Origin of the sequence: Nocardia sp. NPDC049526, from assembly GCF_044465765.1 — a bacterium.
Taxonomy (GTDB): Bacteria; Actinomycetota; Actinomycetes; order Mycobacteriales; family Mycobacteriaceae; genus Nocardia.
This window is the reverse complement of sequence record NZ_JBITMA010000005.1, coordinates 211,111-223,193: the sequence shown is the minus strand read 5'-3', so window position 1 is coordinate 223,193 and position 12,083 is coordinate 211,111. Positions and strand designations below refer to the sequence as shown.

Here is a 12,083-nt window from a genome sequence, read left to right as displayed (position 1 = left end):
CTGGTAAGCCTAACCTATCTTTTCAATCCGACCCATCACGGAGCCGACCCGAGGAGGTTCGATGTCCGAGCCAGTCACGACCTACATGCCTCGCCAGTCCCAGGTGGCATTCGGTAGGGCCTGTGCCCGGTTGCGCTCGTTGCAACCCGAACATCCGCGGGTATATGCGGTGGCCGCCATGTCCGAGCAGGGCAAACGACGCTGGTGGCGGCTGGCCGACGGATTGCGCGAGGGCCGGATCGAACTGATGTATCGGCGGCACGCCGCGGAGATGATCAGCGCCGACACCGCTGCCGAGGTAGTCGCCACCGCTTTGATCCACGCGGTGATCGGCCGGGTGGTCGCGCTGCTGGTGGCCGAGGGTCGGGTCTGGGATCCGGGTCTGGAGAATCTGTGGCTTCATACCGACAACGACGGCGGCATAGACTGGGCGGGCTTGGCGGACACCACGATTCGCGTGCTCGACGGTGATCGGCTTGCGGGGGAGGCCGGGGTGGTCACGTTGCCGTGCGAGCGGGCCATGTACGTGTGGCTCGCGCATAGGTGTGAGCCGTCGCTGCGGTTGATCCAGCGGACATTGGCGGGTTGCGCGGGGCTCGGTGAGCGCCGGTTCTGGTCGCTGGTCGGTGAATCCATTGTGGGCGCGGCCACTTACGTGCCGGATCTGGCGCGGACGGATTCGCTGGTCGGTGCGCGCCGGGGTGAGGGGTTGCTGTCGACGCTGGAAGAGCGCGGTTTGCCCGTGCGACGCGTCGTGGGTTGCGTGGTTCGATAGTTGTCGCCGGTCATGCCCGGGTGCCGGGTCCGTACTCGTCGAGCGTGGAATGAGTTCCGGCAGAAGGTGTCCGGTAGTCCGCATGGCCTTGACCGGTGTGTTCCTGCGAGCAGTCTTCGATATGTCAAGAGTTGCCTACTTAGGTAAGCCTGACCTATACTTAGCTCGGCGTTGGGATCGGCCGAGTGTTCCGGAGGGCTGCCGTGAACCCCCGATCCACTGCCGCGGCGGGCTCCATGTGCGTGTGGAGCCCGCCGCTCTGTCTCGGCGAGCGAACGCAGGGAAGTAGCCGTCGTGCGAGGGCCGGGACGCTCTGTGTCAAGGTGAATGCATGACACAGCAGGAAGTTGCCCAGATCGAGTCGCTGGCCGACGTGACGCCCGAGCTGATGACCGACCTCAGCAAGAACACCTTCACCGATCTGATCGGCCTCGAATTCACCGAGGTCACGCCGGATCGGGTGCGTGGTGAGTTGACCGCGGGGCCGCAGTTGCTGCAGCTGGCCGGCATTGTCAACGGTGGCGTGTACTGCACGGTCGTCGAAACGCTGGCCAGCGTCGGCGGTGGAGTCTGGTACAACGCCCAGGGCAATAAGGGCACCGTGGTCGGGGTGAACAACAACACCGACTTCCTGCGCTCGGTCCGCGAGGGCAAGGTCTTCGGCGAGGCGACGCCGCTGCATCGCGGCCGTCTGCAGCAGCTGTGGCAGGTTGTGCTGACCGATGGCGAGGGGCGCACCGTGGCGCGCGGCCAGGTGCGGCTGCAGAACCTGCCCGCCCGGGACTGATCGGCGCTCCCGGAACGGGCGTGCCAGAATTACCGTCACCCCGATCCATGAGCGCTGAGGAGCCCGGATGCGACTGTCGCCGCACGAGCAGGAACGGCTGCTGCTGAGCTACGCGGCCGAACTGGCCCGGCGCAGGCAGGCGCGCGGGCTCAAGCTGAACCATCCGGAGGCGGTCGCGCTGATCACCGATCATGTGCTCGAGGGTGCGCGCGACGGGCGCACGGTCGCGGAGCTGATGTCTTCGGGGCGAACGGTCCTCACGCGTGCCGATGTGATGGACGGGGTGCCGGAGATGATCCACGACGTACAGGTCGAGGCCACGTTCCCGGACGGCACCAAGCTGGTCACCGTCCACCATCCGATCGGCTAGGGCGACCATGATTCCGGGTGAATACCTCTGCGCCGAGGGCACTATCGAGCTGAATGCGGGAGCGGACCGCATCGAACTCGACGTCGTGAATACCGGCGACCGACCCGTCCAGGTCGGCAGCCATGTGCATTTCCCGCAGGCCAATGCCGTGCTGCGCTTCGATCGAGAGGCCGCGCACGGACGTCGGCTCGATATTCCCGCCGGTACCGCGGTGCGCTTCGAACCCGGTCTCGGCCAACGGGTGTCGCTGATTCCGCTCGGCGGGGCGCGCGAGGTGCACGGTATCAGTCTGAATCCCCCCGGACGTTTGGACGGTGCGTCATGAGTGAGCTGAGCCGGGCCCGCTACGCCGAGCTGTTCGGTCCGACCACCGGCGACCGAATTCGTCTGGCGGATACCGATCTGCTGATCGAGATCACCGAAGACCGCAGCGGCGGCCCGGGACTTGCGGGCGATGAGGCCGTCTTCGGCGGCGGCAAGGTGCTGCGCGAATCCATGGGCCAGGCGCGCGCGACCCGCGCCGATGGCACCCCCGATACCGTGATCACCGGCGTGGTCATCATCGATCACTGGGGAATCATCAAGGCCGACGTGGGAATTCGCGACGGCCGCATCAGTGCGATCGGCAAGGCGGGCAATCCGGACACCATGAACGGAGTGCATCCGGATCTGGTGGTCGGCCCGAATACCGAGATCATCGCGGGCAACGGCCGAATCCTCACCGCGGGCGCCATCGACTGTCATGTGCACTTCATCTGTCCGCAGCTGATGGACGAGGCACTCGGCGGCGGCATCACCACATTGATCGGCGGCGGCACCGGCCCGGCCGAGGGCAGCAAGGCGACCACCGTGACACCCGGATCCTGGCATCTGGCCCGGATGTTGGAGGCCACCGACGCCTGGCCGATGAATATCGTGTTGCTGGGCAAGGGCAATACCGTCAGCGCCGAATCCATGTGGGAGCAATTGCGCGGTGGCGCGGCGGGTTTCAAGCTGCACGAGGACTGGGGTTCCACCCCGGCCGCCATCGATGCCTGTCTCACCGTCGCGGATGCGGCGGGTGTGCAAGTGGCGCTGCACTCGGACACCTTGAACGAAGCCGGATTCGTCGAGGACACGCTCGGCGCCATCGCGGGCCGCGGCATCCACGCGTATCACACCGAGGGCGCGGGCGGCGGGCACGCACCCGACATCATCACCGTCGCTGCACATCTCAATGTGCTACCCAGCTCGACCAACCCGACCCGTCCGCATACCGTCAATACCCTGGACGAGCACCTGGACATGCTCATGGTGTGCCACCACCTCAGCGCGTCCATCCCGGAGGATCTCGCCTTCGCGGAGAGTCGAATTCGGCCCTCCACCATCGCCGCGGAGGATCTGCTGCACGATCTCGGCGCGATTTCCATGATCGGCAGCGACTCCCAGGCCATGGGCCGCATCGGCGAAGTCGTCATGCGCACCTGGCAGACCGCGCACGTCATGAAGCGCCGCCGCGGCGCGCTGGCCGGCGACGGCGCCGCCGATAACGCCCGCGTGCGGCGCTACATCGCGAAATACACCATCTGCCCGGCCATTGCCCACGGACTCGACCACGAAATCGGTTCGGTGGAGGTGGGCAAGCTCGCCGACCTCGTGCTGTGGGATCCGGCGTTCTTCGGTGTCCGCCCACATGCCGCCCTCAAGGGCGGCGCGATCGCCTGGGCCGCAATGGGCGACGCCAACGCCTCCATCCCCACCCCGCAGCCGGTGCTGCCGCGCCCCATGTTCGGTGCCGCACCACTGGCCGCCGCCGCCACCTCGGTGCACTTCGTCTCCGAACAAGCCATCGAGGACGGCCTCGCCGACCGCTTGGCGCTGCGCCGAAAACTGGCTCCCGTCAAGAACGTTCGTCGCGTCACCAAGGCGGATATGCCGAACAATGACGCCATGCCACGGATCGAAGTAGATCCGGACACCTTCACCGTGCGCATCGACGGCGAGGTCTGGACCGAGCAGCCCGCCACCGAATTGCCCATGGCCCAGCGCTACTTCCTGTTCTGATTGCCGGTGCGGGGGAAGGTCTGGTTGCCGGGCGACGGCTCGACATCGTAAGGTCGGTCCCGGCGTTGGGGGGCGGAGCATTCGTGACCCCGGAAGACGGCACTACCGTAGGTGCCACGATGCGAAGGGGATGAAGTTGCTGAGCGGTGACCCAGGTCAGGCGGCGGATGAACTCGCCAAGTGGGCCGAGAACCTCGAGCGCAAGGCTCAGCAGTATCAGAGCCTGCACGGCCGCATGGCCACCGTGACGGTAACCGAAACGTCGAGTGACAACCGGATCTCCGTAACCGTCGACGCCAACGGTGTACCCACCGATATCAAGCTGTCGTCGGCGGCACGTGGCATGGACCCAGCCGTCATCTCCGGCGAGATCATGTCCTGTATGCGGCGCGCGCAGGCGAAACTACGCAATCAGGTCACGAACATGGTGCACGATGCGGTCGGCGACGACGACGCCGGTGCGGCGATCATCGGCCAATACACCGATCGCTTCCCGGACGTCGATCCCGTTCCTACCCGGGCGCCCGAGCCGCCGGTGTACAGCCCACCGCCCACCAGCTTCCAGTCCGAGCCGCCGCCATCGGGAACGCGCAAGCCCAATCGCGATGACATCGTCGTGCCCGACGAGCCGACCGAAGAGGATCTGTACTACCAGCGCAAGTCCTGGCTGGAGTAGGGCGCTCGAGCCGAACGACCTGTTCCATTCGGATCAGATGGAACCGGATGTGCGGTGGGAGCGTCCTAGTCAGAGGGCCGTCATTCGACGGCGCGAATCCGAGGTACGGCGAGTGAGGACGATATGGGCAATTCAGATGGGGTGAACGTCGACCCGGATCAGCTGCGCGATCATGCGCAGAAGGTGGAGCGGGCGATCGAGGGTGTGCCGTTGTCCCGCGCAGCCGCCGACTATCTGGCTCAGGCGGATGACGGATACGGATTGCTGGTGGGGCCGTACGCCAAGTCGGTTTTGAATCCACTGCACGACCGGATCACCGAGAGCCTGCGCACGTTGACCGAGGAGACCGAATCGCTGCCACGCAAACTTCGTTTCGCCGCGGACTCTTTCGAGAACGTCGATCAGAGTCGAGCCGACGGTACGGATCGTCAGCGCGAGCAGCTCGAACAGCAGGTGTAGTCGAATGGCGTACGAGAATTCGGTCGGCAAGTTCCTCAACGAAGATGCGCCGCCCCTGCCCGGGCAACTGGACAATTTCGACGACGATGCGCGCCCGGACAACGAGTTGCTCGAAAACGGTGTCGACTACCGCGAGGAGTACTACCAGGAGGACGCGACCGTCTTCCGGAAACTCGGGTTGCCCGAGGGAGCGAAGAAGGGGGAAGACGGCGAGACCGAAGACGCCGACGCGGGCATCCTCGCCGGCACATCCGTCGGCGACGCGTTCGAAGCGGGCCACAAGTTCAAACTGGCGCTCAGTGGCGAGGACACCGGCCAGAATCTCTACGAGGGCGCCATGAAGGCGTGGGCGGCCGCCGCCGACGTCAAAGAGCTCGCGAGTATCGGCTCGGATCTGGTCAACGGCAGAGCTCTCGCGATATTCGACCCGTTCAACTTCGTCGGCGGGCTACTCATGGGGTGGATGCTCGAACATGTCGAGCCGATGCGGAAATCGCTCGACTCACTGGGCGGTAATCCCGATATGGTGTCGGCCTACTCCGACTCCTGGGAGAACATTTCGGAGCGACTGAAGGAGGTCGCGGCGACCTGGTCGACCGAGGTGAAGCAGGGCACCGCGGCGTGGACCGGTGCCGCCGCGAACGCCTATCGGGCGAAGGCCGACGCACATATGGCGTCGATCGCTACCCAGGCCGCGCTCGCCAATTCGCTGAGCAAGGTGAACAAGAAGATGGGTGAGCTCGTGGACGGGGTTCGCGGCATCGTCACCGAGATCTTGAACAGCCTGGCCGGAATTCTGGTCGAGATCGCCGCCATTCTCATCGCATCCGCCGGCACCGCATCACCGGCGCTCATTGCCCGTGCGGTATTCGAAATCTCGACGGCGACCATGAGCGTTTCCCGAATGCTGCTCAAACTGACCACCGCGCTGATCAGCCTGGGCGCATTGCTCCGTGAAATGATCAAAATTGTCACCGCGGTCACTCAGATCGAGGTAGAGGCGGCGAAAGCGTAACAGCCCCAAGCGGTTTCGTATCGATTCAGTGCAGAGCTCCGGATGACCGGATGGCCTGGGTGATGATATCGGCGACGCCGCGCATGCCTTCGAGGGTGGGGTGGTGGGGGACCAGGGTTTCGGTGGCGACGACGGGGCCGAACCAGCGGATTCCGGCCGGCGCACACATGTCGTGCCCGATGGATTGGGGGCGGGTGTCGATATAGGTTGCGCGCCAACCAGTTCGGCGGGTCTCCATGAGCGCTCCCTCATCCGCGGTGAAAGTGATACGGCTTGGTCTCAGTTCTTGGGCACGCCACTGGGTGGGCGGTGTGGCCCACAAGGTTTCGGGGAACACGGGTGTCGGCTCCTCGGATTCGGCGCTATCCGGGCACCCGGTGGCAGACTTCATGGCATGACGACGTTCGAGTGGGCCGACGTGGACAGCTATATCGTGGACTCTCTGGTGGGAGGCGAGGATTCGACCGCGACGGCATTGGCCGCGAATGCGGCGGCCGGACTACCCGCCATCGACGTATCGCCGGCGCAAGGCAAGTTCCTGCATTTGATAGCGCGGTCGATCGGGGCACGGAGGGTGCTCGAGATCGGCACGCTCGGCGGTTACAGCACGATCTGGTTGGCGCGGGCAGTGGGTAAGGACGGCCAGGTCATCACCCTGGAATTCGAGCCGCGGCACGCACGGGTGGCGCGGGAGAATCTGGATCGGGCCGAGGTCGGGGACCGGGTCGAGATCCGGGTGGGTGCTGCGCTGGACAGTCTGCCCGTACTGGCGGAGGAGGATCCGGAGCCGTTCGATCTGGTGTTCATCGACGCCGACAAGGTCAACAATTCGAACTACGTGCTCTGGGCGCTGCGCCTGACCCGGCCCGGCTCGGTGATCATCGTCGACAACGTCGTGCGCAATGGCGCTGTCGCCGACGACCATTCGGACGATCCGGCGGTCCAGGCCAGCCGCGATCTGGTGGACCTGCTCGCCGCCGAGCCAAGCCTCGACGCCACCATTGTGCAAACCGTCGGCAGCAAGGGCTGGGACGGTTTCGCCTACGCCGTGGTCAACGGTGAGGCCCTCGACTGAATACGGCAGCTCGGATCTCCGGTGCGCGATTTCGCCGGTGATCCGGGCGTGGGGGCGGCGGATTGGCGTGATTGGATGGAACCGAACAGCGGCGGGGTGCGTCATAGACTTCGAGCGACGTGTGATGGCTGGAACGGGAGGCCTTGGTGGGACGACGGACGACGATGACCGTGGTGGCGGTGGGGGCGCTGTTGGTGGCGACCGGCTGCGGATCGACGAAGGGCGGGACGGCCACGCCGAGTTCCGGAGCTGCGGGTACCTCGGCTGCGACTGCGGCACTGTGGGATCCGTGCACGCAGGTTTCGGATCAGGTGCTGCAGAAGGTCGGGGTTGTTCCGTCCACGAAGAAGTCTGGTGTGGCGGGCGTCGAGGAACCAGGTTGGAAAGTCTGCGCGTGGAACAGCGCCCCGTCGCTGTGGGATTACACCGTTACCGTGTATTCCACGATCCACAACGTTGATGAGTACAAAAAGAAGAAGGAGAACGTCGACTTCGTTGGCATCAAGGTGCAAGGGCGTGATGGCTTCCGCTTCCATACGGCCAACGACAAGGACGATGAGGACTGCGACTTGGTTTTCCCAGCCGCACAGGGTGCACTGCAGATCTCCGTATTCAAAGCTTCGCCGAACAAGCCGGTCGTGGCATGCGACCAAGCGGTGGTGGCAGCCGACACGCTTGTTCCGCTCTTTCCGCGTTGAATCAGGGGGTAACCGTGTCCATGCAAGAAGAAAAGACGCGCTGGCAGTACCTGTCCGGGGAGGCGGAAGCCGGTCGGCTATATCTGGACCCGTCCGTTGCCAAGAGCTGCCGCGACGTATGTAACCGTCAGATCGATCTCTATACCACGCTGCGCAACGACCTGAAGATTATGAGCCGCGTGACTGGCCTCGGACGTTTCGATTGCTCCGAGGCACTGGCTGAGATGCTGGGGGCGAAGGCGATCGGCGCCGACGGCGACGTCGACACCGCGCTCAAAGAGCACATCGAGGTAGTAACCCTCATCCGCGACACCATCCAAAAGTCCGTGGACAAGCTCGAGGCGCAGGACGAGTCCTACTCGAAGCTCTTCAAAAACTGAAAAGAACGGGGGAACAGCCGTGGTATTTCCAATTCTTCCGGAAATCGGTATCGCGCTGTACGAGTGGAGCAAGTCCGGTCCGCCCAGTTCGTCGTCTCGGGACGAGAGTGCGGATGCGACGCAGGCGCGGAATCGGATCAAGGAAATCGAGAGTGCCGGGCTCGGTCTGCAATCGCAGCCTTCGAAGGTGCCCGAATCCGCATATGTGAACCCGGATCAGTTGGACGATCTGTACGGTCGGGTTTCGGCGATGTCGGTGACCGATGTCAAGGGGCTCGAGCAGCGGTGGAATGCCATGAAGAACGCACTGGACGACGGTCTGAAGAATTTCCAGCCGGAAATCCTGAAGGCGATGGACGGCAAGTGGAACGGTGCCTCGGCCAAGTCGGCGTCTGACGGTATCAAGGAGTATGTCGACAAGTCGGCCGGTCTGGTCGGGTCGGTGCAGTTGGTCGCTGAGAAGGTGAAGCTCGTCCGTTCCGGGATCGAGCTCACCACGGCCAATGTGCAGGAAGCGCCCGATCACACCATCACCAGCAACATTGCCAGCTGGATTCCGGGTCCGACCTGGAATATCAACAGCCATCGCGACGAGCAGTACAACTCGGCCGCCGAGAACACGGTCAAGAACGTCTTCTATCCGTCGGTGCGCGAGGCCGATACCGGTGTCCCGCTGGTGCCCAAGCCGTACAACCCCGTCTACAAACCCGACGACACGACGAAGAAACCCGGTGACGATTCCGGCGGCAAAACGCCGGGTAAGGACCAGTCGAAGAGCCCCACCGCTGGGACGGACCCGACGAAGACGGGTAACACCGGCACCGAAAACCCAGGGAGCACCACCCCGTCCACGACGGATGACACCTCGAGCACCAGCCCCAGCGCGACCAACACCTCGACCACGCCGACCACCACCGACACACCAACCGTTCCGACCTCGACGACTCCCACCGGGACCACTCCGAGCCTCAGCACCGGCACTCCCGGCACCAGCACGGGCACCCCGTCCACGGGCACGCCATCCCCGGGTAAAACCCTCAACCTCCCGCCGGTCGTCACCACCTCCGGCACCTCCGGCACGTCCACTTCCAGCGGCAGCACCGGCCGTTCGGGTATGTCGGGTATGGGCATGCCGGGTTCCCGCGGCGGCGGCAAGGATGACGAAAAGGAGTCGAAGTCTAAGGAATACCTGGTGAATCAGCAGAACGGTGAGGAGCTCACCGGTCTCGACGAGGCGCATCGGGTGAAGACGGTGCCGCCGGTGATCGGCGAATGACCGTGCGGGACTGGACTTTTACTCCGCTCGGCTTCAAGGTGCTGTGGCGGGCGATGGAACGCGATGTACTGCCGTATCCGCTGCAGTACCGCTCCACCGAACGGACCTTGGCCGAATACGACCAGGCGTGGAAGGACGAGGCGGGCGCCCTGCACCGCCAACTCGACGACTGGCTGCGCTCCGCGCTCGGTATTCTCGCACAGCCCGAGGCGCGCATCCAGGTCGCCGGATTCTTGGGCAAGACCAAGCTGCGGGTGCATGTCGCGGTTCGGCATCAGCACGCGGTTTGGCTGCGGCAGGAGCCCACCGATGATCCGGATCGCGGTGGGGCGGTACACATGTCGATGATGGATGCCGACTATGTTTCGCGCCGGGTGGCGGATCTGCTGCCGCCCGGGCGGCGCGGCAGCGGACCCGGGCTGGAGGTTTCGCGCCACGATCTCGAGGACGGCGCGGATGACGACCGCCCGTATTACGTGGGTTCGCGCTCACCGCGTCAGGAGGCCGCCCAGTTCTTCGAACGGCCGCGTCCCAATGTCGTGCATGTCGCGGTGTATGCGGGTGCGGCCTGGGACAACCGGCCCGCACCCGCACGCGGCTTCCATGTCATGGACTACCCGGACGGCCGCTATCTGGTGCGCAGTGGCGGCACCATCAGCGCCGTCCCCGCGGACGCGCTGGTCATCACGGACAACCTCGACCGAGCCATGCGCGCAACGGTCGAGGGGTTCCGAGAGGAGAACGACCCGGGCTACCGCTCCTACGCCTGAAGCACCACCTTCCCGACGGTGCCGCGCGACTCGAGCGCGCGGTGCGCGTCGGCCGCATCGGCAAGCGCGAAACGCTGGACCGCGGGCCGCAGCCGACCGGCTGCGGCCTCGGCCATGGCCTTATCCTCCAGCGGGCGCAGATCGCCGCCGACACGCTGGAGCATGCGGGGTCCGACGACCATCTCGGAGGTGATGCCGCGCGAAGCCAACTCCTGCTCCGACAGCGATAGCGGAGCACTGCCGGCCGCGCCGTAGATCAGATGCTGACCGCCCTTGCCGAGCAGATCGATTGCGGTGCGGCTTATTTCGCCGCCGACACCGTCGAACAGCACAGTGGCCCTGCGGTCGCCGAGTTGGGCACGCACCTGCTCGGGCCAGTCGGGACGGAGGTAGTCGATCGCGATATTCGCGCCATTGCGTTGCACCAGTTCGACTTTCGCGGGTCCACCGGCCAGCCCGACGACCGTCGCGCCGACATTCCTCGCATGCTGAACCAACAGTGTCCCGATTCCCCCCGCCGCGGCGGTTATCACCACAACGCTGTCGGGGCCGAGTTCGGTGAACAACAGAATCCCCATGGTCGTTCGCCCGGTGCCGACGATCGCGACCGCCTCCGCCGGATCGAGTTCGGCCGGAATCTCGTGCAGCCGAGCCGTTTCCGTGACGGCCAACTCGGCGTAGCCACCGGGCCTCTGGCCGAGATGCGCGACGGCCAGCTTACCGAGCCAGGACGCATCGACGTCGGGTCCGATCTGGTCCACGGTCCCGGCGACTTCGCGCCCCGGGATCGTCGGCAACGTGGGCGGCGGATAGGGACCGGCCGCACCGCGACGCAAGGCCGTATCGATCAAATGCACGCCCGCCGCCGCGACCCGGATGAGCACCTCACCCGGTCCGGGCACCGGATCGGGAACTGTTTCGTAGCGCAGATTTTCGGCTGGTCCGAAGGTGTGAAGGCGGATGGCGTGCACGGTGGCTCCTATTTCGTCGGCGAACCAGCCCACCCTGCAACCTGAAGTGCCGTTCAGGTCAAGCGGTGGCGGACCTCGAGCACCGTGCCTCGAACCCGTCGCAGAGCGCGGACAATCCGATATACAGCAGATCCTCCGAGGTCAGGTCGCTGACACCACTTCCGTTCAGATCGGCGAGCGCGGGCGGGATCGGCAGCTGTGAGGTTCCTTCCAGCAACGCCCGCAGTCCGTTCGAGCCCTCCGGGTTCATGCCCTTGCGCGCGACCAGCGCACCGCTGATATGCGGCAGCGTGGCCCCGGAAATGTAGTTCCACACCGCGAAGGCCATGGTGGACGCCTCGCGGGTCGAGACATCGAGCTCGCGCAGCCCCTCGACCAGCCATGCGAAACAGGCCAGACCCTGCGGGCCGAAGCTGTAGCGGGGCATCGCGAAGGTGAGCAGCACCCACGGATGCTTCTGGTAGAGCGCCCAATCGATTTCGGCGGCAATGCGGACCCGATCGCGCCAGGTCCAGTTCTTGCCCGCCGGCGACGGATACGGGTTGCGGGCCGAGATCTCGTCGGTCATCAGCGCGAGCAGTTCGTCCTTGTTCGCGACGTGCCGGTACAGCGACATGGCCCCGACACCGAGTTGCTCGGCGATATGTCGCATGGACAATCCGTCGAGCCCCGCCTCGTCGGCGAGGGCGATCGCGGTGTCGACAATGGCCGCTCGGGTGAGCTTCGGCTCGGTCATCCCATGACTCGCTTCCAGTTTTGGGGCCGCATGCGTACACTGTACCCGGACT

Annotated in this window: 16 protein-coding genes; 13 read left to right on the top strand and 3 right to left on the bottom strand. The window is 65.2% G+C overall.

The window, feature by feature from the left end; all coding sequences use genetic code 11:
- Positions 1 to 61 precede the first annotated feature (61 nt).
- The 8 genes from ACIBW7_RS17570 (at position 62) to ACIBW7_RS17535 (ending at position 6,125) form a co-directional block, all read left to right on the top strand.
- Entirely contained in the window at positions 62 to 775 is a 714-nt protein-coding gene (locus ACIBW7_RS17570; RefSeq protein WP_397047345.1) for a hypothetical protein, read from the top strand.
- Between the two features lie 388 nt (positions 776 to 1,163).
- Positions 1,164 to 1,562, top strand: a complete 399-nt coding sequence (locus ACIBW7_RS17565) for a PaaI family thioesterase (RefSeq protein WP_397048154.1) — start codon at positions 1,164 to 1,166, stop codon at positions 1,560 to 1,562.
- A gap of 67 nt (positions 1,563 to 1,629) precedes the next feature.
- A complete protein-coding gene (locus ACIBW7_RS17560) occupies positions 1,630 to 1,932 on the top strand; it encodes an urease subunit gamma (RefSeq protein WP_387292824.1) in 303 nt (100 codons plus the stop codon).
- 7 nt (positions 1,933 to 1,939) lie between these two features.
- On the top strand, positions 1,940 to 2,257 hold the full coding sequence (locus ACIBW7_RS17555; protein WP_397047343.1) for an urease subunit beta: 318 nt from the start codon (positions 1,940 to 1,942) through the stop codon (positions 2,255 to 2,257).
- Positions 2,254 to 3,975 carry an urease subunit alpha gene (locus ACIBW7_RS17550; protein WP_397047341.1) on the top strand — a complete coding sequence of 574 codons (1,722 nt, stop codon included), beginning with the start codon at positions 2,254 to 2,256 and terminating at the stop codon, positions 3,973 to 3,975. Before ACIBW7_RS17555 ends, ACIBW7_RS17550 begins: the two co-directional genes overlap by 4 nt.
- 130 nt (positions 3,976 to 4,105) lie before the next feature.
- Entirely contained in the window at positions 4,106 to 4,651 is a 546-nt protein-coding gene (locus ACIBW7_RS17545; RefSeq protein WP_397047339.1) for a YbaB/EbfC family nucleoid-associated protein, read from the top strand.
- Positions 4,652 to 4,774: 123 nt separating this feature from the next.
- Positions 4,775 to 5,110 carry a type VII secretion target gene (locus ACIBW7_RS17540; protein WP_397047337.1) on the top strand — a complete coding sequence of 112 codons (336 nt, stop codon included), beginning with the start codon at positions 4,775 to 4,777 and terminating at the stop codon, positions 5,108 to 5,110.
- Positions 5,111 to 5,114: 4 nt separating this feature from the next.
- A complete protein-coding gene (locus ACIBW7_RS17535) occupies positions 5,115 to 6,125 on the top strand; it encodes a hypothetical protein (protein WP_397047335.1) in 1,011 nt (336 codons plus the stop codon).
- A gap of 25 nt (positions 6,126 to 6,150) precedes the next feature.
- Here ACIBW7_RS17535 and ACIBW7_RS17530 read toward each other — a convergent pair whose 3' ends face one another.
- Entirely contained in the window at positions 6,151 to 6,363 is a 213-nt protein-coding gene (locus ACIBW7_RS17530; RefSeq protein ID WP_397047333.1) for a hypothetical protein, read from the bottom strand.
- A 156-nt stretch (positions 6,364 to 6,519) separates the two neighbouring features.
- Here ACIBW7_RS17530 and ACIBW7_RS17525 point away from each other — a divergent pair, with 156 nt between their 5' ends.
- The 5 genes from ACIBW7_RS17525 (at position 6,520) to ACIBW7_RS17505 (ending at position 10,324) form a co-directional block, all read left to right on the top strand.
- Complete coding sequence (locus ACIBW7_RS17525) at positions 6,520 to 7,200, top strand: O-methyltransferase (RefSeq protein WP_397047331.1); 681 nt, start codon at positions 6,520 to 6,522, stop codon at positions 7,198 to 7,200.
- 164 nt (positions 7,201 to 7,364) lie between these two features.
- Complete coding sequence (locus tag ACIBW7_RS17520; protein ID WP_397047328.1) at positions 7,365 to 7,898, top strand: DUF3558 domain-containing protein; 534 nt, start codon at positions 7,365 to 7,367, stop codon at positions 7,896 to 7,898.
- Positions 7,899 to 7,912: 14 nt separating this feature from the next.
- Entirely contained in the window at positions 7,913 to 8,278 is a 366-nt protein-coding gene (locus ACIBW7_RS17515; RefSeq protein ID WP_397047326.1) for a hypothetical protein, read from the top strand.
- Positions 8,279 to 8,297: 19 nt separating this feature from the next.
- Complete coding sequence (locus ACIBW7_RS17510; protein WP_397047324.1) at positions 8,298 to 9,554, top strand: hypothetical protein; 1,257 nt, start codon at positions 8,298 to 8,300, stop codon at positions 9,552 to 9,554.
- Positions 9,551 to 10,324 (top strand): ESX secretion-associated protein EspG, encoded by a 774-nt coding sequence (locus tag ACIBW7_RS17505; protein WP_397047322.1) that lies wholly within the window; start codon positions 9,551 to 9,553, stop codon positions 10,322 to 10,324. Before ACIBW7_RS17510 ends, ACIBW7_RS17505 begins: the two co-directional genes overlap by 4 nt.
- On the opposite strand, the gene ACIBW7_RS17500 is transcribed toward ACIBW7_RS17505, so the two are convergent.
- Positions 10,315 to 11,328 (bottom strand): zinc-binding dehydrogenase, encoded by a 1,014-nt coding sequence (locus ACIBW7_RS17500; protein WP_397047320.1) that lies wholly within the window; start codon positions 11,326 to 11,328, stop codon positions 10,315 to 10,317. The genes ACIBW7_RS17505 and ACIBW7_RS17500 overlap by 10 nt on opposite strands.
- A 25-nt stretch (positions 11,329 to 11,353) precedes the next feature.
- Positions 11,354 to 12,031, bottom strand: coding sequence for a TetR/AcrR family transcriptional regulator (locus tag ACIBW7_RS17495; protein WP_397047318.1), 678 nt, complete (start codon positions 12,029 to 12,031; stop codon positions 11,354 to 11,356).
- Between the last annotated feature and the right edge of the window lie 52 nt (positions 12,032 to 12,083).

Bases quoted from the DNA above. Each gene is read 5' to 3' on its own strand.
- ACIBW7_RS17535 (WP_397047335.1), top strand. From the start codon at position 5,115: ATGGCGTACGAGAATTCGGTCGGCAAGTTCCTCAACGAAGATGCGCCG.
- ACIBW7_RS17520 (WP_397047328.1), top strand. From the start codon at position 7,365: ATGACCGTGGTGGCGGTGGGGGCGCTGTTGGTGGCGACCGGCTGCGGA.
- ACIBW7_RS17550 (WP_397047341.1), top strand. From the start codon at position 2,254: ATGAGTGAGCTGAGCCGGGCCCGCTACGCCGAGCTGTTCGGTCCGACC.
- ACIBW7_RS17560 (WP_387292824.1), top strand. From the start codon at position 1,630: ATGCGACTGTCGCCGCACGAGCAGGAACGGCTGCTGCTGAGCTACGCG.
- ACIBW7_RS17525 (WP_397047331.1), top strand. From the start codon at position 6,520: ATGACGACGTTCGAGTGGGCCGACGTGGACAGCTATATCGTGGACTCT.
- ACIBW7_RS17555 (WP_397047343.1), top strand. From the start codon at position 1,940: ATGATTCCGGGTGAATACCTCTGCGCCGAGGGCACTATCGAGCTGAAT.
- ACIBW7_RS17505 (WP_397047322.1), top strand. From the start codon at position 9,551: ATGACCGTGCGGGACTGGACTTTTACTCCGCTCGGCTTCAAGGTGCTG.
- ACIBW7_RS17495 (WP_397047318.1), bottom strand. From the start codon at position 12,031: ATGACCGAGCCGAAGCTCACCCGAGCGGCCATTGTCGACACCGCGATC.
- ACIBW7_RS17530 (WP_397047333.1), bottom strand. From the start codon at position 6,363: ATGGAGACCCGCCGAACTGGTTGGCGCGCAACCTATATCGACACCCGC.
- ACIBW7_RS17570 (WP_397047345.1), top strand. From the start codon at position 62: ATGTCCGAGCCAGTCACGACCTACATGCCTCGCCAGTCCCAGGTGGCA.
- ACIBW7_RS17565 (WP_397048154.1), top strand. From the start codon at position 1,164: ATGACCGACCTCAGCAAGAACACCTTCACCGATCTGATCGGCCTCGAA.
- ACIBW7_RS17540 (WP_397047337.1), top strand. From the start codon at position 4,775: ATGGGCAATTCAGATGGGGTGAACGTCGACCCGGATCAGCTGCGCGAT.
- ACIBW7_RS17545 (WP_397047339.1), top strand. From the start codon at position 4,106: ATGAAGTTGCTGAGCGGTGACCCAGGTCAGGCGGCGGATGAACTCGCC.